Genomic DNA, 23,895 nt, shown 5'->3' with positions numbered 1-23,895 from the left:
GACCTCCAGGTGGGGGGAAGGGGGACGGGAAAGTCGTGCGGCGGAGCAGCGGCCACCAGGCGCGCTGTCTCTCATCGGAGGAGCACCGGCCGTCAGCCGTGCGGCTCCCTCCCGGGCTCGGGCCCGGCTGCCAGACAGCGGCTGCGGGCCCGGAGGAAGACATCCTCGGCACCGGCCGGATCCTGCGGTGCACGGGTGCGGTGGGCCCAGGGGACGGACGTGTAGTACGGGCCCATCGCCCGGAACACCGGGGCGGCGTCGGCGAACCGGAGCGAGCCCCACAGCGCGTGCGCCAGGTGATTGAGGTCGAGCAGGGACCGGGCGGCCGGGTCGGCCGCGTCGAACCAGATGCGCAGGGCGCGCCGGGCGTCCCGCTCGCCGTCCTCGGTGACCCAGTGCAGGTCGAGCGCCCGCTCGTTGCCGTGGTCGCGCCGGTAGCGCTCCACCCGGACGTACAGCGGCAGCACATGGAGCGCGGAGCCCTCCGGGGCGGAGGAGGCGGCCCACTGGACGAAGTTGACCGCCTCGGAGAGCGTGCCGCCCGGCTGTCGCGCGTAGACGAACTGCAGCATCCGGTGGTAGGCCTCACGATTGAACGGATCGCGCTTGTCCGCCTCCGCCAGCAGACCCCACGGCCCCGGGAACAGCATCGGGCCCGGCGGCAGCAGGCGGTGCTCCTCCAGGCGCTGCCCCTCGTCGAGCTGGGACAGGGCGAGGAGACAGACCCACGGCACAGGATCCGCGGGCGAGGCGTGCGCGGCGGAGCGGCACCCCTCCCACGCCTCCTGCCACAGTTCCTGGGCTCTTCGGTGTCTCTCCCGGTGGGCGCGGACGGCGCGTTCCACCGTCACCCGGGCGTGCATCACCGCCGCCGCCACGCTCCGGGGCTCCTCGGCCAGCCAGGCGTGCACCGTGTCGGATCCCGCCGCCACGGCCGCGAGGACCTGGGTCCGCTGGGTCCACAACGTCCAGTCCGGTGTGCTCTCCAGCAGATTCCGCATGGCGAGCCAACGGCCGGTGCGCAGGTCCTGCAAGGCCGCACGCAAGGCGTGATCGTGCCCCGCGGGGTGGTAGACCGGCCGGAAGTCACCGGTAGCCATGCAGGCGCCCCGCCCCTGAACGCGTGGTGAGGGCGGGGCGGTGAGCCGGGCACAGCGGCGCGGCACAGATTCTTCTCGTCATGAATCCTCAAGAAACGTGGGGGGTTGGGCGCTTCGGTCATGAACTACCGGTGGTCATCGTCCGGTTGTTCACTCGGCCGTGAGTGTAGAGCGCCGCGCGCATGTCTTCCCACGACTGTGCGGATCTTACTCAAGTAGCTGACTCCGGCAGGACGTTGATGTCTTCTGGCGGCCCCGGGCAGGATGGTCCGGAGGGGGTTGACGCAGGGCGTGGTCTGCACGACTGTGGGCGCAGGGATCAGATGATCACGATTCCGCCCGGATCCGGGCGGCCGGCACGGCTGGAGCGTGCGTTGACGAAGCCGGTGCTCGCCATCGACCAGGGGACGTCCGGGACCAAGGCGCTGGTGATCTGTCCCGAGCGCGGTGTGATCGGTTCCGGTTCCGCACCCGTACGCCCGCGGTACGGCGCCGGAGGCCTCGTGGAGGCCGACCCCGCCCAGCTGATCGGGTCGGTTCTCGACGCCGGCCGGCAGGCGGTCGCGGACGCCGCCGAACCCGTGGCGGCCGTCGGACTGGCCAACCAGGGCGAGACGGTGCTGGCCTGGGACCCCGCGACCGGCCGGCCGCTCACCGAGGCCGTCGTCTGGCAGGACCGGCGTGCGGAGGGGATCTGCGGCGCCCTCGCCGCACACGGTGACGAGCTGAAGCGCCTCACCGGGCTGCCGCTCGATCCGTACTTCGCCGCGCCCAAGATGGCGTGGATCCGCCGTGAGCTGACCCGGGAGGGTGTCGTCACGACCAGCGACTCCTGGCTGGTCCACCAGCTCACCGGAGCCTTCGTCACCGACGCGGCCACCGCGGGACGCACCCAGCTGCTCGGCCTTCACGACGTCGGCTGGTCCCCCGACGCCCTGAAGATCTTCGGACTGTCCGACGAACGGCTGCCCACGGTCGTCGACTGCGCCGGACCGGTCGGCACCACCACCGCGTTCGGCGGGGAAGTCCCCCTCACGGGCCTTCTCGTCGACCAGCAGGCCGCACTGCTGGCGCAGAACGCACTCGAACCCGGCCAGGCCAAATGCACCTACGGCACCGGGGCGTTCCTCCTCGCCCAGACCGGCCGCCGGCCCAGCACCGGCTCCACCGGCCTGGTCAGCTGTGTCGCCTGGCGCCTCGGCGGGCGGACGGACTACTGCCTCGACGGACAGGTCTACACGGCGGCCTCGGCCGTACGGTGGCTCACCGACCTCGGGGTGATCTCAGGAGCCGCGGACCTAGACCCGGTGGGCGCCTCGGTCGACAGCACCGGGGGAGTCACCTTCGTCCCCGCCCTCGCGGGCCTCGCCGCGCCCTGGTGGCGCAGCGACCTGCGCGGCTCCGTCACCGGTCTCGGCCTCGACACCACCGCGGGCCACCTGGTCCGTGCCCTCTGCGAGGGCATCGCCGCACAGGTCGTCGCCCTGGCGGACGCCGTCGCCGCCGACCTGGAGGCCCCGCTGACCGCGCTGCGGGTCGACGGCGGCCTGACCCGCTCCTCCCTCCTCATGCAGACCCAGGCGGACCTGCTGCAGCGGCCGGTCGAGGTGTCGGCGCTGCCCGACGTGACCGCGCTCGGCGCCGGCGTCGTGGCCCGGCTCGGGCTCGACCCGCGGCTGGCGCCGGGCAGCGCCACTCCGGAGTGGCGGCCCTCCGCCGTGTACGAACCACGTATCCGCCCCGAAGAGGCGTCGGAGCGCCTCGCCGGCTTCCGTTCCGCGGTGGACAGCCTCCTGGAGCGCGCATGACCGTCACCCTCACCACCACCGGCCCGCTGCCCACGGGGCAGGACGCGGAGGACGCGTACGACGTGACCGTCATCGGCGCGGGAGTCGTGGGCACGGCCATCGCCCGCGAACTCGCCCGCTACCGCCTGCGCACCGCCCTCGTCGACGCCGCCGACGACATCGGCAACGGCACGTCCAAGGCCAACACCGCGATCCTGCACACCGGTTTCGACGCCGTCCCCGGCTCGCTCGAGGCCCGCCTCGTACGCGAGGGACGGGACCTCCTCGCCGACTACGCCGCTGAGACCGGCATCCCGGTCGAGCGGGTCGGTGCCCTTCTGGTCGCCTGGGACGAGGACCAGCTCGCCGCACTGCCCGGCCTGCGGGCCAAGGCCGAACGCAACGGCTACCACGCGTCCCGCATCATCGGCGCCGACGAGCTGCGGGCCGCCGAACCGCATCTGGGCCCCGGGGCGCTCGGCGCCCTCGAAGTCCCCGACGAGAGCGTCATCTGCCCGTGGACCACCCCGCTCGCCTTCGCCACCCAGGCCGTACGGGCAGGCGTCCATCTGCACTTGAACTGCCGGGTACAGGACGTCGTGAGCGACGCCGGAGGCCACACGCTCACCACCTCGCGCGGCCCGCTGCGCACCCGCCACCTGGTCAACGCCGCCGGCCTGTACGCCGACGAGATCGACCGGCTCCTCGGCAACGACGTCTTCACCGTCACCCCTCGGCGAGGCCAGCTCATCGTCTTCGACAAGCTCGCCCGCGAACTCGTCGGGCACATCCTCCTGCCGGTCCCCGGCCCGGCGGGCAAGGGCGTCCTGGTCGCCCCGACCGTCTTCGGCAACGTCCTCCTCGGCCCCACCGCCGAGGAACTCGACGACAAGACCGCCACCGGGTCCACCGCCGACGGCTTGGACCTCCTGCGCGAGAAGGGCCACCGCATCGTGCCCGCGCTCCTCGACGAGGAGGTCACAGCCGTCTACGCCGGCCTGCGCGCCGCCACCGGGCAGGAGGACTACCGCATCCAGGAGTACCCCCAGCTGCGCTACGTCGCCGTGGGCGGCATCCGCTCCACCGGACTCACCGCGTCCATGGCGATCGGCCGCCACGTCACGGGCCTGCTGGCCGCCACCGGCCTGGACCTCACCGAGCCCCGCCCGCTCCCGCCGCTCACCATGCCCGGCCTCGGCGAGGCGCACCCCCGCCCCTACCGCGACGCCGCCCTGATCGCCCGGGACCCGGCGTACGGCACCCTCGTCTGCCACTGCGAGCAGGTCACCCTCGGAGAGATCCGGGACGCCCTGTCCTCCACCGTCCCGCCGCACTCCCTGGACGGCCTGCGGCGCCGCACCCGCGCCCGTGGCGGCCGGTGCCAGGGCTTCTACTGCGGCGCCGCCGTCCGCGCCCTGTTCGAGGAGGCGCGGCCATGACCGGAGACCCACGCGACATCGACGTCCTGATCATCGGCGCAGGCCCCGCCGGCCTCGCGGCCGGAGCCGAGCTCGCCGCGGCGGGAGCGGGCCGGGTGGAGATCCTGGAACGCGAGCGGCAGGCGGGCGGGATCCCCCGCCACTGCCACCACGGAGGATTCGGCGGACGCATCGAACGGGCCGCACACGCCTGGGCGTCGGCCACCGGATCCGCGTACGCCCGGGCAGGGACGACCGGACCCGACTACGCCCGGCGCGGTGTGGCCGCCGCCCTGCGCGCGGGCGCCGAGCTGCGCACCGGAGTCACCGTCACCGGCTGGGCCGGGCCCCGCACCGTCGAGACCACCGGACCCGCGGGACTCGAGCGGATCACCGCCCGGGCCGTCGTCCTTGCCACCGGCGCCCGCGAACGGCCGCGCAGCGCCCGCCTGATCCCCGGCTCCCGGCCGCCCGGCGTCTGCACCACCGGCGAACTCCAGCAGGCCGTCCATCTGTTCGGACAGCGGATCGGCACCAGGGCCGTCGTCATCGGCGACGAGCCCGTCGGGTACGCGGCAGCCGCCACCCTGCGCGCCGCCGGAGTCCACGTCGTCGCCATGGTCACCGACCGGCCGCCCCGGCCCGTCCGGCTGCGGAACGGGCCCGCCCCGCTCCTCACCGCCGCCACCGTCACAGGGCTCACGGGCAGGACCCGGCTCTCCGGGGTGGCCCTGCGGCACGACGACGGCCGCACCACCACGCTGCGCTGCGACACCGTCGTCCTGACCGGCGACTTCGTACCCGACCACGAACTGGCCAGGCGCGGTGGCATCCTCCTCGATCCGGGCACCCGGGGACCCGCGTACGACTCCGCGTTCCGCACCTCCCGGCCGGGCGTCTTCGCCGCCGGGAACGTGCTGCACGCCGTCGAGCGCGCGGAGTTCGCGGCCCAGGAGGGGCGGGCCGTGGCCGTGCCCGTGCTGCACCGCCTGGCGGGCACCGACGAACCGGCGGGCGGTGGCCTGCCCCTGGTCGTCGACGCTCCCCTGCGATGGATCGCCCCCAACGTGACCGGCCCCCAGGGCGCGCGCCCGCAGGGGGACCGGTTCGTCCTGCGCACCGCGCGACGGCTGTCCCGGCCGCTGCTCGTCGTCTCGCAGGACGGGCGCGAACTCCACCGGCAGCGGCTGCTGTCGGCCGCCGTCCCGGGCAGGCCGTTCCACCTGGCGGCCGGCTGGACCGACCACGTCGACCCGGACGGCCCGCCCGTACGGATCAGCGCGCTGTGACGGCAGGCCGGGACCGGCTCAGGGAATGAGCAGCCAGTCGGCGCCGACGGCCGCCACCAGGCCGACGCCCAGCAGCCAGCTGCCGAGCCGGGTGCGGCCGTTCCTGCTGAGCTCGATCACCACACCGCAGAGGATGAGCGCGAGCCCGTACACCCCGACGACCAGGACCGACGAACGGCTGGCGATCCGGAGAGCCAGGACGACGGCCATCGCCGCCATGCCCACCGAGGAGAGCACGATCCGCAGCCGCCGCGCCTGACGCGGAGTGAGTCTCCGCCCCTGCGCCGCGGCCCCCGGTATCGCCGCCGGGCTCTCGCCCGGCTCCTGGTCCTGCTCTTGCAGGTGGTCCTGTTCCTGGTCCTGGTCAGAAGTGCTCATGACGCCGGATCGTAATGGCTGCGCACCGTGATGTTCGCCGGACCGGGGATCCCGGGGGGATCAGGCGATCGACGCGGACACGATCGCGGACACCGCCAGATTGCAGGCCGCCGTCACCCACACCGCCGGGTGCGGCTCCCGCTCCACCAGCGTGGCCCCCAGCTTTCCGGGCGTGACCAGGTCGACGACGAGGAAGGCCACCGCCATCATGATCAGACCGAGCAGCCCGAAGGCGGCCGTCGAGGCGAGCCCCTTGCCGAAATCCTCGTACGTCGTCCAGATCGACGTGAAAACGATGCCGCCGATGCCCAGCAGCGCCGAGCTGAGGAGCAGAGCCGCGTTGCGGTTGCGCTCCTCCCATATCTGCCGCCCGAGCTTGCCCGGTGTCAGGGCGTCGATCAGAAATATGCCGAGAACGAGCAGTACGACGCCGAGGGCCCCGTACGCGGTGGCACGGCCGAGGCCGTTGATGATGTCGGTCATCGGGGCGTCCGTCTCCTGAGCGAGTGGTCGAAGAATGGAACGTGCACGTGACCGGCGTGATCGACACGCCGTCAAGAAGTAGCAAAACCTACCGCATTCGTGTTCTCACTCCCCGGGCCGGTGTCCCGGCCGCAACCGGGGTGCCTCAGCGGCCGCGTCCACGGCCGGAGCGCCCTCCTGGGGACCGCCGGACCCGTCCGCGCCCCCGGGACGGGCGGGATCCACCCGGCCCGCCAGCTCCCGCGCCCAGCCGATCACCCCGTCCACCCCGATCCCGTGCGGATCCGACGCCCGGAACCCCTCGACGGCCGCCGCACCCCTCCTCAGCAGCCGGGCCCCGCCCGCCGTGTTGCCCCGGGCGGCATGAGTCAGCCCCACCGCCATCTGCGCGAGGCCACGCCACAGCTCGCGCTCCGCGTCCGGCCCCGACTTCCAGGCGTCCTCGAACACCTCATGGGCATGGAACGGCATGCCCGCGTCCAGCAGCCGCTGAGCCTCGCGCACCGTCTCGTCGGGGGAGCGCACCACCCCCTCCGGCTGCCGCTCCACCCCCGGAGCCCCGTAGGGCAGGGGGCGCCCCAGCCCGTCCCGGGGGCGCGCATTGCGCGCCCGCCCTTCCTCGTCGCGGTCCCTGCGAGATTCGTCCACCCCCCGATTGTGCCTCGCACCTGCGGAGAACCGCGGGAACCCTGTTCTCACGCACCCGCGCACGGTTAGGCTCTGTGCTCTCCGCAACCACCCTGGGAAGGGGAGGCATGAAGCCGTCCCGGCCGTTGTACGAGCGCGAACCGGAACTCGCCGCAGCCGCGAAGGCGTTGGACGCCCTCTGCGGCGGACAAGCAGCCGGCGGACTGCTGGTGTTCAGTGGGGAGGCCGGCATCGGCAAGACCGCGCTGCTCGGAGAGATCCAGGCCATGGCAGCCGACCGCTGCACCGTCTGGTCCGCGCGCGGAGGCGAGACGGTCACCTCGGTACCGTTCCACGTCGTACGCCAGTTGCTCCAGCCCGCACTGGCCCGGTTCCCCGCCGACGAGACCCGCGCCCTGTTCGGCGACTGGTTCGAGATCGCGGCACCCGCACTGGGCCTTGCCGATCCCAGCGGGCCGCAGCCCGACCCACAGGGTGTCAGGGACGGCCTCGACCACGTCGTGTCCCGGCTCGCCTCCCGCCTCAGCCACCGTCCGCTGCTCCTCATAGTGGACGACGCGCACTGGGCCGACGGCGAATCCCTCGCCTGGCTCGCCGGTTTCACCGCGCGGCTCTCCGAACTGCCGGTGCTGGTCGTCCAGGCGCACCGCCCCCAGGAGCTCGCCGACCGCGACGCCGACTGGGCCATGGCCCGCACCAAGGAGAGCAGCACCACCGGTCACCCGGCGCTGACCCGGGTCGCGTTGCGCGCGCTCACCCCCGAGGCCACGGCCGAACTGGTGCGCGCCGGCCTGGGTGACCACGCGGACGACCCCTTCTGCCGCGAGGTCTGGGCCGTCACCGGAGGCAACCCGTACGAAGCGGTCGAACTCGTCGCCAAGGCGCAGGACCGCGAACTGGCGCCGGTCGAGGAATCCGCCGGCCTCCTGCGCGAGCTCGGCGCCTCGGCCCGGGGCAGCGGGCTCGTCGCCCGCCTGGAGCGCCTGGGCACCAATGCCAACCGCTTCGCCTGGGCCGCTGCCGTGCTCGGCACCGAGATCTCCCAGGAGCTAGCCGCGACACTGGCCGGAATGAGCTCGGCGGAGGCCGCCGACTGCACGGCCCGGCTGCGGGACGCCCGTATCGTCAGCGGTTTCGACCCGCTGGAATTCGTCCACCCCCTCATCGCCACCGCGGTCTACCGCTCGATCCCTCCGGCGACCCGCACCGCCATGCACGGACGGGCGGCCTGGGCGATCACCCAGGCCGGGCTCGGGCCGGCCGCGGCCTCCCGCCATCTGCTCGAGGTCCACCCGGACGACGACCAGGAGCTGGTCGCACAGCTCCGCGAGGCAGCACGGCAGCACCTCGCCGTCGGCGCCCCGGAAGCCGCCAGGCGCTGTCTCGAACGCGCCCTGGACGAACCGCCGCGCCCCCAGGACCGGGCGGCGCTGCTGTACGAACTGGGCTGCGCCACACTGCTCTCCTCGCCCGCCACCACGGTGCAGCACCTGCGCGCGGCGCTCGACACACCCGGGCTCGACGAGACGCTCCGCATCGACGCCACCTTCCGGCTCGCCTCCGCCCTCTCCCACAACAACCAGCTCAAGGACGCCGCGCTCTCGCTGGCGGCCGAGGCCTCGCGAACCGCTCCCGGCCCAGGCCTGATGCGTCTGCAGGCCGCGCACTTCCTCTGGGAGGGCATGCAGGCCGCCGAGGACGACGGACCCGCACGGTCGGCCCGTCTCGCCCGCAACGCGGACCACCTCAAGGGCCGCGACAACGCCGAGCGCGCCCTGCTCACCCTGCGGGCCTTCGACGCCATGCTCCGCGGCGAGAACGCCCAGCTCGTCGTCGGCTTCTGCGAACGTGCCCTCGTCGACGGGAGGCCCGCACGCGGACTCGGCTGGACGGACTCCGAATGGGGCTTCGAACTCCCCACCATGGTGGGCATCACCTACGCGTTCACCGACCAGCTCGACCGGGCGGAGGAACTCTTCGGCGAGGCCGTCCGTGCCTTCGAGATCTCGGGCTGGAGCGGTGCGCACCTCGCGTTCGCGCACACCCTCCTGGGCCTCGTCCACCGCAGACGCGGCCGTCTCGCCGAGGCGGAGGGCTTCCTGCGCGAAGGGCTGCGCCTGGCCGACCGGGCCGGCAGCGGACTGCCCGTCCACTGGGACGCCACCTGTCTCCTCGTCGACACCCTGCTCTCCCGTGGCCGGACGGCGGAGGCGCGGCTGATCGCCGACCGGTACGACTTCGGTCCGCCGTATCCCAGCGCGATGGTTCTGCCGGACGCCCCGTGCGTACGCGGACGGCTGCTGCTGGCCGAAGGACGCACGGAGGAGGCCGTGGCCGAGCTGGAGGCGGCGGGAGCGGCACTGGAGCCACGGGGCCGCTTCAACGGCGTCTGGGCGCCCTGGGCCGGGGATCTCGCCCGCGCCCTCGCCGACACGGACCCGGCGCGGGCCGCGCAGCTGGCCGCCGGGGCGCGCGTCCACGCGGAACGCTTCGGCACGGACACGGCGATCGGCGAGGCCCTGCGCTGTGTGGCCCTGTTCGCACCGGAGGAGGAGGCCACCCACCTGCTGGCCGACTCCGTACGCCACCTGGAGGCGTCCTCGTCGGCGTACGAGCACGCCGTGGCCCGCTTCGAGTACGGCACCGCGATCCGCTCCCGGCAGGAGCTCGCCCGGGCCGAGAAGCTCGCCACCGCCTGCGGCGCCGAGGGGCTGGCGAACCGCGCGCAGCAGGTAGGGGCGTCGATGCGGTCCTCGGAGTGAGGTAATGTTTGTCCTGCGCGGTCACCCGGGAAGCCGGGGGAATCGCATCGGGACGTAGCGCAGCTTGGTAGCGCACTTGACTGGGGGTCAAGGGGTCGCAGGTTCAAATCCTGTCGTCCCGACTGGAGACAGTCGCAGGTCAGGGCCGGTATCGGAGAAATCTGATGCCGGCCCTGAGCCGTTTTTGGGGGCCAGCTGGGGACCAGCCTCCCTGACCGGTGTCAGCGGGTCATGATGACCGGTGACGCGGGCGGGTGCGCGATCTCCGACTCGGTGTCGGTCTGTGGGCGGCCGTCAGCTCGATCAGGGCTTCCGCGGCCTCTTCGGTGGTGGTGACCTCGTAAAAGCCTTCGGCGATATGGGAGACGGAAGAGCCAAGCCGGGCACCTGGCCTGGCAGGTGCTCCCCACGATGGACCATTTCCCCTCCCATGGGCTGGCGACGCTAAGGGGGCCGCACTGCTCAACGGGCGGTTGACAGGTGCTCGACCACACCGAGGAAGTCGCGGAAGGCCCGGTCGGTGCGGGTGGTGTCGCCGGTGGCGTCGAGGTCCATGAGAAGACCACGGATGACAGCGAGAACGAGCGTCGCGAGATCCGGCCGACCGATGCTGCGCAGGCCGTCCTCAAGCGGCCCGAGCCAGTCGGTCGTCGCGGTGCGCCGGAAGTTGGGCCACAACTGCTGCTCCGCACTCTCGCGCAGCTGACCGAACATCCGCAGGTACGGCTGCCCGTTCGGGCCGCTGATGGAAGTCCAGGCGCGGTTCAGGGTGGCCGTGTAGGGCTCGCCGGGTCGCACCCGCAGGAGGTCGCCGAATGTGTCGAGCTGACGTTGCCGTGCGTGCCCGAGGACGGCCCGCAGCAGCGCGTCGCGGGTGCCGAAGTGATAAATCAGCATGCGGGCTGAGGTGCCGGTGGCGGTGGCCAGCGGCTCGAGCCGGTCGGGGAGCCCGTGCGCCAGGGCGTGATCAGCGCAGGCATCGAGCAGCCTCTTCTTGATGTGCGGTTCCGGTCGTCTACCCACGGCCCTACTTTTTCACGTAACGGCTACTACGTCTATCGTCGGCAGGGGAGCAGTCACGGCGGACGTGGAGGAAGCGATGAGGGTCGTGTTCGTGCATGGGGCGTGCGTGCGGGACGGGTCGTGGTGGTGGCACCGCACCGCCGGGCTGCTGCAGGAGCGAGGGGTGCCGAGCGTGGCCCCGGCGCTGCCGAGCTGCGGCGAGGCGGGCCTGCCCGGCGGCGTCGGCGGTCCGGGCCTGCCCGAGGACGTTGCCGCGGTGCGGCAGGTGCTGCAGGACAGCGACGAGCCGACCATCGTGGTCGCCCACAGCTACGGCGGCATCATCACCGCGGAAGCCGCCGCGGGCATCGGGTCGGTGCGCCACCTGCTGCTGGTCTCCAGCTACCTGCCCGAGGTCGGCCAGAGCCTGTCGGAGTTCGGGGACGGCGGCCCCGCCCCGTTTCTCGACGTTGACCCAGACACCGGCACATTCGGGGTCCGCCCCGAGCTGCTCGTGGATACATTCCTGCAGGACTGCGACCCCGAGGTCCAGGCGCAGGCGGCGGCCCACCTCGCCCGGCAGAGCGTGCAGGTGACCGGGCAGCCGGTCAGGGGGGCCGCATGGCAGCAGTTGCCCTCTACGTACCTCGTCTGCGCCCAGGACCGGGGCACCCCGCCGCGGCTGCAGCGTGAGTTCGCCCGCCGGGCCGACAGCGTCGTTGAACTCGACGCCGGCCACCACCCGTTCCTGTCCCAGCCCGCCGCGGTCCGGGACGTGCTGCTGAGCGTGTGACGGCAGCCGCAGACGAGCCGGGCCGACGACCAGCAGCCCAGGAGACCGTCGTGAGTGCCGAGGAAGAACTGCTGCCAAGGGCCTACCTGGCCTACAACGGGCAGGACGTCGAAGGCCTGCTGCTCAACCGTATCCGCCTGATTTTCGGCGAGTACCACGGAGACCCCGAGACGGCCGACGACTTGACTGGTGCGGAGAAGCAGGCGGAACCACCCAGCATCCCCGTAGCCGTAGCTGCGGCAGGTCAGCGGGCTGGGATCCCCAAGCGCCGGGTCCCGCAGAAACGCGGTGACGGCTCGGCCTCGGCCCCCGTCGCATCGAGCACGGCGTACGGCGGATGTGCCCGGTCCACTTCTACTACTCGTCCAACGCGGGAATTGCGTTGGATGCGTGATCCGGAGCTGGTTGAGCTGGTGTTCTGCGGCTTCATGCCGACCGGGCCAGGGCGGAGCGCCGTCGTCGCGCCGGAAGCCGGTCTCCTTGAGGGCTGTCTTTGCCCCACGCGTACTTTCCGATCACCCTCCAGGGGCGGCACGGGATGCCTCAGTTGCCCGCCGTGCCCCCTGGTGTACCGGCTCCCGGTGGTTCAGGGGGTCCTCCACTGCCCGTGAAGAACTGCCACAGGGTGAGGAAGGCGATGAGCTGGGCGAACAGATATGCCATCTGCAAGGAGAAGTAGCGCATCTGATAGATCGAGAGCAGCAATCCGAAGCGGCTCTGCCAGTACCGGCGCTCACCTTGGAAGGTACTGAGGTCGATGGCCATGCCGGTCAGGGTCATGACCAGGAGCATGGCCGCGGCGGACAGGGCCAGGTTGGACTGCCCCTCCCGTGTGATCCAGTTGCCGACGGCGTCAATTCCTATCGGTAGCGCGAACGCGGCCGTGATCGGTAGGCTGCGCGCCGGGCCCCGGCGTCCGGGAAGCCGTCGCCAGAACGCACCGAGCAGGAAGCCGGCGCCGGCCCAGGCCACCTCCCAGTAGACAAGGTTCATGAGAATGCTGGGAAGGCCGTAGCGGTCATAGAGGGTCGAGGTCAGGAACTCACCCCTGAGCTGCTCGGACCAAACCATGAGGGCGCTTACCGGCAGTCCGATGCCCCCGGCGAGCACGGCGGCTCGGCAGCCGTTCTCCCACCAGGTCGTACGGGGCCCCAGCGCGAGGGCGGCATCGACGACGGAGACGTCGGCAGGAAGCCTGTCGGCGGCACCCGATGGCGTCCGCCAGTGATGGAGGCCGCGCAGTTCCCGTTCATAGGCGCGACGGCTGTGAACCTCATCGTCGGACTGGCCCTGGTCGAGGCGGCGAAGCTTGGCGTGCACCTCCCGGAACCTGCGGGCCCTGTCGAGCAGGTCGTGACGGCGAGCCTCGTCCAGAGCCTTGCCGAGTGGAGTCCCGGAGCGCTGCAGCAGTCGGTCGAGCACGGCTCGGTCCTTGCCCAGGGCCAGGCCCAACCACAGGGCACCGAGGTTCACGAAGAGCCACAGCCAGCTCAGCGCGCCGTTGCCGGTGAACCAGCCGAGGCCCATGCCGACCATGACCGGGAAGAAGAGGAGCAGCCACAACTCCTCGGCGGGGCCGGGGCTGTGCGCCGAGGCAGCAGGGCGGTGTGTCCGGGCCCGCAGTACGGTGAGGATGGCCAGGCCGACGAGAATCCAGTCGTAACCGAGCCACCAATCCTTGCTGGTGTCGGCGAACCAGGTCAACTCGTTCCGCAGGGCCTCCAGGTGAGCGGTTCCGTAGGCCGGGTCACCGTGCGCGCTCAGCCAGGACGCACGCTGCCAGTCCCGTTCGCTGGTGAACCACAGACACAGGCCGATCACGACGACGGCGAGGACGAGAGTCGGTACCGCGTGGCGCAGTCGCAGCTCGCGCGGGATTCCCGGTGCGCCCGGAATCCCGGACGGGCGGCCCTTGATCAGCCCGGCCGCGCGGGACAGGTGCCACCCGGTGGCCACCGTACCCAGGAGCAGGAGACCAAAGGCGCAACCGGCCGACGTGAAGAGCGAGACGACAGCCCGGTCGGGGGCGTCCTCCGGGAGGAAGAGGCGCACGGGGAGCCCGAAGCTCTCGGGCCGGGCCGCCACGGCCAGCGCGGGCACGGTGAGGACCGCGCCGGCCACATGGACGGTCCGCCGCGGACGGCCGAAGAGCAGCAGTGTCCAACCGATGAAGAGACTGGCGACCAGACCGTGGCGTGCCTGCCACGAGGCCCAGCCGTCGTGGAAGGACTCGGCCAGCACGCGGTAGAGGAGGTTCTCCCCGGTGTTCACCACGCTGATCGCGAGGAACACCCACGCCCATCGGGTCACGGTGCCGAGCTGCGCCGTCTCGTCCGCCGTCAGCGGGCCGGCGGCCCGTCTGGTCCGGCGCGCGGCAGCGAGCAACAGGACGGCCAGGGAACTCTCCCAGAGCAGTTGGCCGGCGGTGCCGACGCCGAGGAAGCGGAGCCGGTCGCCTTGTGCCGCCCATGAGCGCTGCCAAGCGGGATCGATGCGCACGTCGACTGTCGGCATGGCCTGACGCTTTGGCTGCCAGAGCAGGCCCGTGTCCCCTTTGCCGCCGGTCGGGCGGGGACTGGCTGTGAGAGCGCTGGCGGAGCCCGGATCCAACACGACGGAGGTCCATCGTGCGCGGCGCAGGGCGTCGGCGGGGTTGAGGCGAACACGCCAGTGGTTCTTGCCGATCTCGACGTCCCATGGCCCGAAATACTTCACTCCGGTGCCGTCCGCCCAGGCGTAGGTGTCCACCCGGACCTCCACGACACCCTTCTCCTCCGTGACGCGTGGAGCGCGGGAACGCCACTCGGTCCACCACTCGTATTGGGTCTCCCTCCCTCTCAGCAGACACCGCATCGCCTGTCGATATGCCCCAGAATCTTCACCTAGGAGCAGCCCGGTCGCGTGCTGCCACGCGGAGGGAACTCGCACCGTGAGCCGGCTGACCAGCTTGGTCTGGGTACGGCGTTCATGCTCCAGCTGCAGAGAGGTGCTCACCTGGGCCTCGGTGAGACTCCCCGTTCCGCAGGGATCGTCCGACGCCCGAGCGACCTGGCCGGGCAGGGCGAGGCCCCCGAGCAGCAGAGCCAGGAGTACGATCGCGCACGCCCTCAACCCGCCTCCCTCGTAACGTGGTTGTCGCCCTCCATGATGATCGAGGAGCCCGCCGGGAGCGTCGTCTTTTTCCGATTCCGAGCTAGCTTGACTCTGCCGGGGACCTTGCAGTTTCCCGGTACGCCGGCGGGAGGGCACCATCGACGAGATCGTCACGGGCACCGGATGCGGCGCTGCCGCTACCACGGCACCACCAAGGCCCGGGTCCAACTGCGGGCCGGGTACGTGACGCAGACGGCCGCGATGCAGGTGGGCCGCACTCCTGGAGAGAGTGCGGTCCACCGACCACGTCACCTACGGTGTCGTCGCTTCGTCGACAGCCCTGACGATGCTCAACGCCATCGCGTCGAAGTTCTCCCTGAAGAAGCTTGTCCTGTTGTGGAACCCCTCTTCGGAGAACCCGCCGCTGGAGATGAACGTCGTGGCCACCGCGGTCAGCGCCGAGTGGATGACGTGCAGTTCGCGCGCGGTCAGGGCGAAGTCACGGGTGGTTCTGTGATCACCCTTGAGTCTTTCGGTGAGAAGGGCGATCTCCTCCGGATCCGCGTTCAGCTGTACGGCGAGGGCCTCGTCGGAGTATCCCCACCCCTGGAGCGTCCGCAGCGCCTCGAGCATCAGGTCGGTCTGAACCGATGTGAAGCGGGTGTGGAACGCCCCTTTGACCTCGGTCACCTTGATCTGTGTCCTCAAGCCGGTCGGTCCTCCTTGGCTGGACGGCAGTGGATCGTACGTGCTGAGGAGCTCCCTTGGGCATCCGATACCGGTGTCTTTTGCCCGTCCACAGGCTGGAGCGTTCGCGGGTGGTCCACGGTGGTGCCGTCAGGGTTCCGTCCGACGACGGCCGCAAGAACATCGGGGAGGTCTTCCTCGGAGACCGTGGTACGCACGTCCGCCAGAACCTGGTGAAAGTCGGCATCGTCGATGACACCCATGTGCTCCTGGCGGAGTCGATCGCTGTGATCGCGTAGTCGCCGTCGGGGTGCCGAAAGGCCGGTCGGCGCCGCAGATCGTTGGGGAGTTACGGACACATGCGCGCCCGATTTCGACGGGTCTGGTTGTCCGTAACTCCCCAACGACGCCCGCGGTGCCGGTCCACGATTCCTTCGACGATCTTCATCAGGCGGTCTCCCGTCTGATTGATGCTTCCGTTCTGTGTGCTGACCTGCGCCCCTTCGAGTGCGAAGGTGATCTCGGCCGCGGCCTGTTCGGGGTCGGACATCTGGGCCTGGGTGCACATGCCGATCAGCCTGCGGGCCTGGTGGGCCTTGTGGTCCTCGATCACTTGCCGTGCTGGATGAAGGCGGTCGGGCAACTCGGCGAGCGAGTTGATGAACGGGCAGCCCCTGTACGAGATCCCCGGCAGTCCCTCGGCGATGAAGCGGGCCAGGCCCAGAATCTGCTCCTCGGGCCGGTCGGGGTATTCCGTTTCCACGCGGTCGAAGGCCGCCCGATAGTCCGCGGCGACGATCCGCAGCCACTCCGCGACCAGTGCGTCTTTGGTCTCGAAGTGCCGGTAGATCGCCATCTTGGTGGTCTCGGCCTTGTCGGCGATGGTCTGGACCCCGACCTGCCGGATCCCTTCCCGCTGGAAGAGCTCTTCGGCCGCGTCGAGAATGCGCTCACGAGGCGGCAGCTTCGCCACTCTGCTCGGCCTTCCGGGGGTCGATGCCATGGCCACTCCGTCCGCTCCGGTCGATCGTCCGTTCACGACCCCTCTCACGGTACCAGCCCGACCCTTTCGATACCGTAGGGTATCGTCCGGTACTCAACGGTATTGATCTTGTCGGGGAGTGGCAGTGAAGGTTTCCGAGTACGTGAGCTTCGACGCGGTCGGTCTGGCGGAGCTGGTGGCCAAGGGTGAGGTTCTCCCCGCCGAGTTGGAGACGGCCGCGCGCGAGGCTGTACGGGCAGTTGATCCGCGGATCAACGCCGTCGTGGAGACCTGGCAGACCGACGACGAACCTGTCCCGGGTAGCGCACCACTGGCCGGCGTCCCTTTTCTGATCAAAGACCTCGCCGTCGCCATGGCCGGGAGGCGGATGGAGCTGGGCAGCCGCTTGGCGGCCGGTAACGTCGCCGGCGCGGACTCCTCGCTGATGCAGCGCTTCCGGCGCGCGGGCCTCGTGACGTTCGGGCGCACCGCCACACCGGAGATGGCCTACGGCATCTCCACGGAATCGGCGTTGTACGGCGCGACCCGTAACCCGTGGGACCTGGAGCTCAGCGCGGGCGGATCCAGTGGAGGCGCGGCTGCCGCTGTCGCCGCCGGGGTGCTCCCGGTCGCCCACGGCACCGACGCCGCCGGATCGCTCCGCATCCCCGCCGCCTGCAACGGCCTCTTCGGGATCAAGCCCACCCGTGGCCGGGTGTCCATGGGGCCCGACGTCGACGAGGTCTTCAACGGCCTGGCCGTGCACGGCAGCGTCAGCCGCACCGTACGCGACAGCGCGGTACTGCTCGACCAGATGCGCGGCCCGGAGCCGGGCGACCCCTACTTCGCCCAGCAGCCGCCACGGCCGTACGCGGAAGAAGTCACCCGTCATCCGGGCTCGTTGCGCATCGGTGTCCTCGCCCAGGCATGGGGCGGACGCCGCACTGCCGCCCCGGTGACCGACGCACTCTCCCGCACCGTGCGGTTGCTTGAACTCCTCGGCCACCAGGTGAAAGAGGCGGAAGTCGACCTCGGCGCCGGCTGGGAGGAATTCGTCCTGGCCAATGCTCGGCTCATGACGGTGAACCTCACCACCCTGGTCGACGGGCTGGCCGCCGCCTTCGGCCGTCCCGTCGACTCCTCGACCCTTGAGCCGGCGACGCTCGCCGGCTACCACTACGGGCAGCAGGTCGGCGGCGCGCAGTTCCACACCGCTCTCGCGATGCGGAACCGAGTGGCCCGAAGCCTGGCGCGGTACTTCGACGAGTACGACATCCTCCTCACGCCGACCCTGCCGGAGCCTCCCGTGTCTCTGGGCACTCATACGGAGGGTGCGGAGGCACTGGACGGCCTCGGCTGGATCGAGCGCATCAATGACCTGTCGCCGTTCACCATGCCGTTCAACGTGGCAGGCACGCCCGCCATGTCCGTACCCGTGACGGCCGACGCCGGGACGGGGCTCCCGGTCGGTATGCAGTTCGCCGCCGGATACGGCCTCGAAGGCCGGCTCTTCCGCCTCGCCGGACAACTCGAACAGGCGAGTCCGTGGTCAGGCCGAATCCCCATGGTATGGGCAGGGGCCCACCCAGCGCGCTGAAGTCGAACCGGCTTCGCGCCAGGCCGATCCGACCGTCGCGGAGAGCGGTACCTCTCACTGCTCGCTGTGATCAACGGCTGGCCGGGTCCGGAGAGCCTTCGGCCGGTGTTCGCCTGGGCCGTCGACGCTCTGCGGGTTCGGACGCGGGGTGACGGGGTGTCCGTCGCGCGGGAGGGACCACCAGGGCGAGACCCTGCCGCCTGTGATCCGGCAGTGAACTCTCCCGTCACACTCAAGGCTGCCGCGACCACGAGACCCCCCGCTCCTGTCGTCCCCTGTACGCGGAAGCCGTTGCCTGATCCGCCTGCTTTACGTCCGAGGTAATCGTCTCGGCGCGCCTGAGCGGGCAGAGTCGGTGATCTCTCCGCGTCGAAGGACGCGGACCAGGACGGAGAGGCCGGCCATGTCCATCGCCACACCCACGAACACGCGTACCGTCGTCGAGGAGTTGCTGCGCAGAATTGGCGAGGGCGATCCTGAGCGCATCGCCGAGATGTATGCCGAGCAGGGTGACTGGAAGCTCGACTGGCCGGAGGCCGAGCACGGCCGTGCTGCCACGCCGTGGATCCGTCACCGGTCCACCCGGGCCGACGCGGCAGCCCACTATCGCGAGCTTGCCGAGAACCACGTGCCGGAGCATGGGGCGACCGAGATCGAGCGCATCCTGATCGACGGAAGCGAAGCGGTCGTGCTGGGCGAGATCCGGCAGACCGCGCTGCCGACCGGACGTGCCTACAAGGCGAGGTTCGCTCTGCACCTCACCGTCGCAGACGGCCTGGTCACCCGGCACCATGTCTACGAGGACAGTCTGGCTGTCGCCCAGGCATTCGAGGCGAAGGGCCCGTGAAAGAACCTCGGAGCCACTCGGCCCGGCACACGTTCGACACCGTGCCCGCCGGTGCTCCCGGTGGGCACGCCCGTCGAGTGGCCCGAGGACCGCTCCCGCCCGGACATCGCGACCGGGACGGTCGTCGGCAGTCGCAACTCCCGCACCGCCGCGCTGATCCTGACTACCGGAAGCGTCACCGGAACGGCCTCCACACCGTCACCGAATCTGCACAGCGAGCGGCTCGGTGCCGCCCTTGTGAACAGGGTGACTGCCACTAGGTTTATGTGCGTCCTCATGCCCCCAGTCGTCATGTGTGTGACGTGGAGTCCCTGTGATACCCAGTTCTGCCGCCGCGCCCGTATCCTCCACCGGAGGCCGTCACCGAAAGGCCCAGCCCGTGAACAGAGCCGTCCGCCGGGCGCTCGTCGCCGCGGTTCTCACCCCGGTCGCCGGCGCGGTCATGGCCGGTCAGTCCGCCTTCGCCGCCGACCAGCCGGCGGCGAGCAAGGAAAGCGTCAGCAGACTCGACTCCACCGACCAGAAGCTCATCGACAACCTCGACGCCCGGTCCCAGGACAAGAACATCGGCGCCACCTTCAGCGGAGTGGTGCTGGACGCCGAGTCGGACGAGGTGATCTGGGGTCACGACGCGAAGACCGCGCTGATGCCCGCGTCCAACACCAAGCTCGCCACCGCGACCGGCGCCCTGACCCTGCTCGGCCCCGACCACACGTTCAGCACCAAGGTGGTCTACGGCGACGGCACCCTCACGCTGGTCGGCGGGGGCGACCGCACTCTGACGACCGCCGATCTCACGGAGCTCGCCAAGAGCGCGGCCGCGGGTCTGAAGAACGCGGGCCTGGACACGGTGAAGGTTCGGATCGACGACAGCCTCTTCGCCGACCCGACCCTCGCCGAGGGCTGGAACAGCAGCTACTACGACGACCAGATCGCTCCCGTGCGCTCCCTGGTCGTGGACGGGAAGCTCGTCCAGGACACCGCCATCGACGCGGGGAAGGTCTTCGCCGCGCAGCTCGCGGACCAGGGCATCGGGGTAACGGGGGACGTGACGCGCGGCCAGGCCGCCACGACGGACTTCCCCGTGGCGGAGCACCGGTCCGCGGAGCTGTCCGTGATCGTCAAGCAGATGCTCAAGACCAGTGACAACGATATCGCCGAGACGCTGCTGCGGGCGACCGCGCTCGCCTCCGGCCGAGCGGCCACCTACGAGGGCGGCACTGCGGCCGTGCGCGACGTCCTCACCGGCTGGTACGGGATCTCGGTGTCCAACTTCGAGATCCACGACGGCAGCGGGCTGTCCCGCTCCAACCGCATCACGGCCCAGACCGTCGCCGAGATCCTCGATCTCACCACCGACCCCCGGCACACCAAGCTGAAGTCCATCTCCGAAGGACTGCCGGTCGCCGGTGAGGCGGGCAGCACCCTCGGGCCCGAGTGGGGTCGGTTCGACACCGCCAACTCCGAGTGTGCCGTGGGCCAGGTCAAGGGCAAGACCGGCACCCTGACGGGGGCCACCGCGCTGAGCGGGCTCACCCAGGGCAAGGACGGCCGCTGGAAGATCTTCTCCTTCATCGAGAACAACTCCACCGCGGAGGGCGCCGCCATCAAGGACTCCCTGGACGGACTCGCCGCCACCGTGAACGGCTGCTGGGCCTGATCCGATGACCCGGTGACACATGGGGGAGTGTCCTGCGACCCGTTGTGGCGGGAGCTGTTGAAGCTCCCGGTACACGCGATCGGCAGGGCACTTCCCGTGTGTGCCCGGCAGGCGTAGAACCGGGTGGCCCCGGCGAACCACCTGAGTAGGGTGGGGCGATGCCCGAGCTGAGAAGGCTGCACGTCAGCCACGCCCCGGCGGTCCTGGCCTTCGAGTCGGCGAATCGCGCCTACTTCGCGGCAGCGGTCCCCGACCGCGGCGAAGACTTCTTCGCCCGGTTCACCGACAGGTACCACGCGTTGCTGGCCGAGCAGGAGGCGGGAGTCTGCGCCTTTCACGTGCTTCTCGCCGAGGACGGCTCGGTGATCGGCAGGTTCAACCTGGTCGACATCGAGGACCACACCGCGGAGCTCGGCTACCGGGTCGCGCAGCACGCCGCCGGCCGCGGCGTGGCGACCGCGACCGTGCGCGAAGTGTGCCGTCTCGCGGCGGCCGACGGACTGCGCACCGTGCGGGCGGCCACGACGCATCAGAACGCCGCCTCCCGGAAGGTGCTGACCAGAGCCGGCTTCGTCCCCGTCGGCCCCGCTGACCCGGCCCACATCGGCGGTCAGCCGGGCACCTGGTTCGAACGCGACCTGAGCGCTCCAGCCCCGACGTTGCTTCCCGGACCGGGTGGAAGCACGCAGGTGTAGGCGCGTCGCCCTCCCGACACCCCGGCCGGGTCCGTCAGAAGCCGTTGAAGAAGCCGTACAGACGACTGATGCGGCCGCCCTCGAAGAACGCCACGTCGTAACCGCTCACCGCCGGAGCGCCACCCGTGGGACCGACCTCCCACGAGAAGTGCACGGCGTCGTGGTGGGTCAGCACCGCGCCGTGGGTGAAGAGCATCCCGCCGAAGTTCTTCCGCGAATCGCTGATGTACGTGTCGAGCGCCGCCGGGCCGTCGGCTTCGACCATCGGATCGACGTAGACGCCGTCCGGGGTGAAGACCTCGTCGAGCATGGCCCGACGCACCCGGTCGTCCGACTCGTTCCAGACCGCGATGTACTTCTCGACCAGTTCCGTGACCGCACTGTTGTCCATGGACCACGACCCTAGCGGCGGGGCTCCCGCCAAGTGGCGTTCCGGCCCGACCGGTTACCCGGGGCCGGCGAACCTCGCCCTGTGGAGATCGCGGAGCACCGCGATCTCGGCCATGTGGTGGATGAATTCGAGGTTGGCTCCCGCCAGTACACCGACGAAGGGTTCACCGGGATCGGGACCGTACGGGTACTGCGAGAGTCCGACCGTGTCGAGCTGCTCGTCGGTGAGGGCGGCCACGCTCTCACGCCAGCGGTCGGTCAGTGCCCAGAACCTCATCAGCGCCGGCCCTGCGGACGGGCTGAAGTCGACCAGCAGCTCAGGCTCCTCGCGGCGTGCGCCGAAGGTCCACTCCCACTGGCCCGCCATGCACGAGTGCAGATGACCGAGCCGCCACGCGATGGTGGTGACCGGCACCTCGTCGGGCTCCGGCGTGCCGGTGTGCGCGAGGACCTGCTCGACCCGCTCGACGCCCACACTCCAGTCATCGGCGATCCTGGAGACGCTCATGCCGTCGGCGGCCTGCCGGGCGACCTCGGCGTACTCGCTCGCCGGGATGTCCGGGGCACCCTTGTCGAGCACCCACTCACCCGGCCCGTACGCCAGAGGAGTCGTGGCCTCACCCCGGCGCCGGACCGACCAGCAGCCGGCCACCGGCTCCCACAGGTACTCCTCGTCACCGAGCCCTGTCAGTCGCACCTGGGCCATCTCCCTGGCCTGGTCGAACTGGGCGAGCAGCAGCCCCAGCCGGTCGGTCCGCGCGCCCTGGGTCTCCACGGCCGGCCCCTCGTCGTCATGTCCCGCAGTCCGCCGGGCTCAGGAGGAAGCTAACGGCTCGTCCCGTGGGGCGCCACCGGTTTGCCCGCCCGCGCTCAGGGGCGTGCCGCGAGGGCCGTCCGGATCTCGCCCACGAAGGGCTCCAGGTCGCCCGGGTTGCGTGAGGTGATCAGTGTCCAGCCGCCGGAACCGTCCGTCACCACCGGCTCGTCCGTCCATTCGCCGCCCGCGTTGCGGATGTCGGTCCGCAGCGACGCGTAGGAGGTCAGCCGCTTGCCCGTGAGGACGTCCGCCTCGACCACGGCCCAGGGACCGTGGCAGATGGCCGCGACCGGGCGGCCGGACTCCGTGAAGGATCGGACGATCCCGGTGGTGGCGCTCTGGAGGCGGAGCGTGTCGGCGTTCAGGGTGCCGCCCGGGATGAGCAGCAGGTCGTACGCCGTGGGGTCGACGTCGTCCAGCGTGAGGTCGGGACGGACGCTCTTCCCCGGGTCCTTGTCACCGACCAGCGTGAGGATGTCATCCGTGGACACGGCCGCGACGTCTACCTGGACGCCCGCACCGCGGAGTTGGTCGACGGGTACCACCAGCTCGTCCTGTTCCACGCCGTAGTTGGTGACCACGGCCAGTACCTTGCGCTGCTTCTTGCCGTTGTCGGTCATCGGTTGTCACCTTTCCTGCGCGGCCCACCTGGTTGTGGCCCGCGGTCGTGAGGTTCCCTGGACGGCCCGCCGGAGCATCTGCCCGGGGGCCCGCGGCGCACGGTCCGCGGCTCAGGTCCCGTCGTCCTCCTGGATGTGGACCGCCGCCTCCTCGGCGGAGGCCGCGCCCCCGTCGATGCCGACGTCCCGGCCCAGCACCCTGTTGTTGCGCGCGGGTCCGGGGTCCTCGTCGGCGGCGGCGACGCGTCCGGCGCGCTCGGCCCCGGCGTCGTCCTCCTCCGGGCCGTTGTCCTCCGGCCCGCCTTCGTCCCCGCCCACCGGCAGTGGGTCTTCCTCCGGTACCTCCTGGGCCAGGCGGCGGTCGAGGGACTCGCCCTCCCTCTGCTCCTCGCCGGTCGTGCCGTACTTCGACACGCCCAGGGGCTTCTCCGGCGGGGAGTACCCCGTGTCCAGGGTGTCGTCGAGGTCGGGTTCGTCGAGCACGTTCTCCGGGTCGAGGTCGTCCGTCGGACGGTTGTCCGCGTCCGAACCGTCCGGCTGGTAGACGTCGTCACCGCGTCCTTGTTCGGACATGGGGGCGCTCCTTCCCTTGAGATCTGCCGTACGCCGCCGCCGACCGTACGGAGGTCGTGCGGCGTCGCCGCTCTCCTGCCCACCCGCGCGCATGTCAGTGCTGCGGATTTCCGGGTGGCCGCCTGTCCTCCCGGGTGTGCGGTCCGGTTGCCGGGCGCGGTGGAACCGCTGGTCAGGCCCGTCGCGGCCGTATCCCGTCGGCCCCGGCAGCTTATGACCGATCCCCGGCCGCTGCGACCGGGGCGGGCCGCGGGCCCCGGGACCCGGAGAGCAT

General features: G+C 71.1%; 22 protein-coding genes, 1 tRNA gene and 1 pseudogene. 12 read left to right on the top strand and 12 right to left on the bottom strand.

Annotated features, from left to right (window positions below; all coding sequences use genetic code 11):
• Positions 1-92: 92 nt before the first annotated feature.
• The gene (locus AB0P41_RS30715; RefSeq protein ID WP_365935382.1) at positions 93-1,100 is read right to left on the bottom strand and encodes a hypothetical protein; all 1,008 of its coding nucleotides are present in this window, start codon (positions 1,098-1,100) and stop codon (positions 93-95) included.
• 323 nt (positions 1,101-1,423) lie between these two features.
• Here AB0P41_RS30715 and AB0P41_RS30710 point away from each other — a divergent pair, with 323 nt between their 5' ends.
• The 3 genes from AB0P41_RS30710 to AB0P41_RS30700 are packed head-to-tail and all read left to right on the top strand — an operon-like array spanning position 1,424 to position 5,594.
• Positions 1,424-2,908, top strand: coding sequence for an FGGY family carbohydrate kinase (locus AB0P41_RS30710; protein WP_356715620.1), 1,485 nt, complete (start codon positions 1,424-1,426; stop codon positions 2,906-2,908).
• On the top strand, positions 2,905-4,326 hold the full coding sequence (locus AB0P41_RS30705) for an FAD-dependent oxidoreductase (RefSeq protein WP_365935380.1): 1,422 nt from the start codon (positions 2,905-2,907) through the stop codon (positions 4,324-4,326). The genes AB0P41_RS30710 and AB0P41_RS30705 overlap by 4 nt, the downstream gene beginning before the upstream one ends.
• The gene (locus AB0P41_RS30700; RefSeq protein WP_365935378.1) at positions 4,323-5,594 is read left to right on the top strand and encodes an FAD/NAD(P)-binding oxidoreductase; all 1,272 of its coding nucleotides are present in this window, start codon (positions 4,323-4,325) and stop codon (positions 5,592-5,594) included. Before AB0P41_RS30705 ends, AB0P41_RS30700 begins: the two co-directional genes overlap by 4 nt.
• Before the next feature lie 18 nt (positions 5,595-5,612).
• Here AB0P41_RS30700 and AB0P41_RS30695 read toward each other — a convergent pair whose 3' ends face one another.
• The 3 genes from AB0P41_RS30695 to AB0P41_RS30685 all read right to left on the bottom strand — a co-directional run bounded on the left by AB0P41_RS30695 (position 5,613) and on the right by AB0P41_RS30685 (position 7,103).
• Positions 5,613-5,972, bottom strand: a complete 360-nt coding sequence (locus AB0P41_RS30695) for a hypothetical protein (protein WP_365935377.1) — start codon at positions 5,970-5,972, stop codon at positions 5,613-5,615.
• A 60-nt stretch (positions 5,973-6,032) separates the two neighbouring features.
• The gene (locus tag AB0P41_RS30690; RefSeq protein WP_356715627.1) at positions 6,033-6,455 is read right to left on the bottom strand and encodes a DUF350 domain-containing protein; all 423 of its coding nucleotides are present in this window, start codon (positions 6,453-6,455) and stop codon (positions 6,033-6,035) included.
• Between the two features lie 105 nt (positions 6,456-6,560).
• Positions 6,561-7,103, bottom strand: coding sequence for a DUF309 domain-containing protein (locus tag AB0P41_RS30685; protein WP_365935375.1), 543 nt, complete (start codon positions 7,101-7,103; stop codon positions 6,561-6,563).
• A 107-nt stretch (positions 7,104-7,210) separates the two neighbouring features.
• On the opposite strand from AB0P41_RS30685, the gene AB0P41_RS30680 reads away from it, so the two are divergent.
• Complete coding sequence (locus tag AB0P41_RS30680; protein ID WP_365935373.1) at positions 7,211-9,865, top strand: AAA family ATPase; 2,655 nt, start codon at positions 7,211-7,213, stop codon at positions 9,863-9,865.
• Between the two features lie 48 nt (positions 9,866-9,913).
• Positions 9,914-9,987 (top strand) — tRNA-Pro (locus AB0P41_RS30675).
• A gap of 340 nt (positions 9,988-10,327) precedes the next feature.
• Here AB0P41_RS30675 and AB0P41_RS30670 read toward each other — a convergent pair.
• Positions 10,328-10,888, bottom strand: a complete 561-nt coding sequence (locus tag AB0P41_RS30670; RefSeq protein WP_365935371.1) for a TetR/AcrR family transcriptional regulator — start codon at positions 10,886-10,888, stop codon at positions 10,328-10,330.
• 76 nt (positions 10,889-10,964) lie between these two features.
• Between AB0P41_RS30670 and AB0P41_RS30665 the strand changes: the two genes are divergently transcribed.
• The gene (locus AB0P41_RS30665; RefSeq protein WP_365935369.1) at positions 10,965-11,660 is read left to right on the top strand and encodes an alpha/beta hydrolase; all 696 of its coding nucleotides are present in this window, start codon (positions 10,965-10,967) and stop codon (positions 11,658-11,660) included.
• 543 nt (positions 11,661-12,203) lie between these two features.
• Here AB0P41_RS30665 and AB0P41_RS30660 read toward each other — a convergent pair.
• Positions 12,204-14,912 carry a DUF6185 family protein gene (locus AB0P41_RS30660; protein ID WP_365935466.1) on the bottom strand — a complete coding sequence of 903 codons (2,709 nt, stop codon included), beginning with the start codon at positions 14,910-14,912 and terminating at the stop codon, positions 12,204-12,206.
• Positions 14,913-15,065: 153 nt separating this feature from the next.
• Entirely contained in the window at positions 15,066-15,461 is a 396-nt protein-coding gene (locus AB0P41_RS30655) for a hypothetical protein (protein ID WP_365935368.1), read from the bottom strand.
• Between the two features lie 80 nt (positions 15,462-15,541).
• Between AB0P41_RS30655 and AB0P41_RS30650 the strand changes: the two genes are divergently transcribed.
• Positions 15,542-15,739 carry a hypothetical protein gene (locus tag AB0P41_RS30650; protein WP_365935366.1) on the top strand — a complete coding sequence of 66 codons (198 nt, stop codon included), beginning with the start codon at positions 15,542-15,544 and terminating at the stop codon, positions 15,737-15,739.
• Between the two features lie 50 nt (positions 15,740-15,789).
• On the opposite strand, the gene AB0P41_RS30645 is transcribed toward AB0P41_RS30650, so the two are convergent.
• On the bottom strand, positions 15,790-16,443 hold the full coding sequence (locus tag AB0P41_RS30645; protein WP_356715709.1) for a TetR/AcrR family transcriptional regulator: 654 nt from the start codon (positions 16,441-16,443) through the stop codon (positions 15,790-15,792).
• 124 nt (positions 16,444-16,567) lie between these two features.
• On the opposite strand from AB0P41_RS30645, the gene AB0P41_RS30640 reads away from it, so the two are divergent.
• The 5 genes and pseudogenes from AB0P41_RS30640 (at position 16,568) to AB0P41_RS30620 (ending at position 21,221) form a co-directional block, all read left to right on the top strand.
• The gene (locus AB0P41_RS30640; RefSeq protein ID WP_365935364.1) at positions 16,568-18,019 is read left to right on the top strand and encodes an amidase; all 1,452 of its coding nucleotides are present in this window, start codon (positions 16,568-16,570) and stop codon (positions 18,017-18,019) included.
• A gap of 27 nt (positions 18,020-18,046) precedes the next feature.
• Positions 18,047-18,160 (top strand): annotated as a pseudogene (locus tag AB0P41_RS30635) (MerR family transcriptional regulator); the annotation flags it as partial.
• Between the two features lie 262 nt (positions 18,161-18,422).
• Positions 18,423-18,866 (top strand): nuclear transport factor 2 family protein, encoded by a 444-nt coding sequence (locus AB0P41_RS30630; protein ID WP_356715643.1) that lies wholly within the window; start codon positions 18,423-18,425, stop codon positions 18,864-18,866.
• A gap of 379 nt (positions 18,867-19,245) precedes the next feature.
• Complete coding sequence (dacB, locus tag AB0P41_RS30625; protein ID WP_356715645.1) at positions 19,246-20,526, top strand: D-alanyl-D-alanine carboxypeptidase/D-alanyl-D-alanine-endopeptidase; 1,281 nt, start codon at positions 19,246-19,248, stop codon at positions 20,524-20,526.
• A 158-nt stretch (positions 20,527-20,684) separates the two neighbouring features.
• Positions 20,685-21,221 (top strand): GNAT family N-acetyltransferase, encoded by a 537-nt coding sequence (locus tag AB0P41_RS30620; protein ID WP_365935362.1) that lies wholly within the window; start codon positions 20,685-20,687, stop codon positions 21,219-21,221.
• 34 nt (positions 21,222-21,255) lie between these two features.
• On the opposite strand, the gene AB0P41_RS30615 is transcribed toward AB0P41_RS30620, so the two are convergent.
• From AB0P41_RS30615 to AB0P41_RS30600, 4 genes are all read right to left on the bottom strand, one after another.
• The gene (locus tag AB0P41_RS30615; RefSeq protein ID WP_365935360.1) at positions 21,256-21,612 is read right to left on the bottom strand and encodes a nuclear transport factor 2 family protein; all 357 of its coding nucleotides are present in this window, start codon (positions 21,610-21,612) and stop codon (positions 21,256-21,258) included.
• 54 nt (positions 21,613-21,666) lie between these two features.
• Positions 21,667-22,386 carry a DinB family protein gene (locus tag AB0P41_RS30610; protein WP_365935357.1) on the bottom strand — a complete coding sequence of 240 codons (720 nt, stop codon included), beginning with the start codon at positions 22,384-22,386 and terminating at the stop codon, positions 21,667-21,669.
• 95 nt (positions 22,387-22,481) lie between these two features.
• Positions 22,482-23,048, bottom strand: coding sequence for a type 1 glutamine amidotransferase domain-containing protein (locus AB0P41_RS30605; RefSeq protein ID WP_365935355.1), 567 nt, complete (start codon positions 23,046-23,048; stop codon positions 22,482-22,484).
• A gap of 111 nt (positions 23,049-23,159) precedes the next feature.
• Positions 23,160-23,621 (bottom strand): DUF5709 domain-containing protein, encoded by a 462-nt coding sequence (locus AB0P41_RS30600; protein ID WP_365935353.1) that lies wholly within the window; start codon positions 23,619-23,621, stop codon positions 23,160-23,162.
• Positions 23,622-23,895 lie beyond the last annotated feature (274 nt).

Source organism: Streptomyces sp. NPDC079167 (assembly GCF_040686735.1).
In the GTDB taxonomy this organism is placed as follows: domain Bacteria; phylum Actinomycetota; class Actinomycetes; order Streptomycetales; family Streptomycetaceae; genus Streptomyces.
Note: the sequence above shows the minus strand (reverse complement) of the source record. Positions and strands in the feature narration are given on the sequence as shown.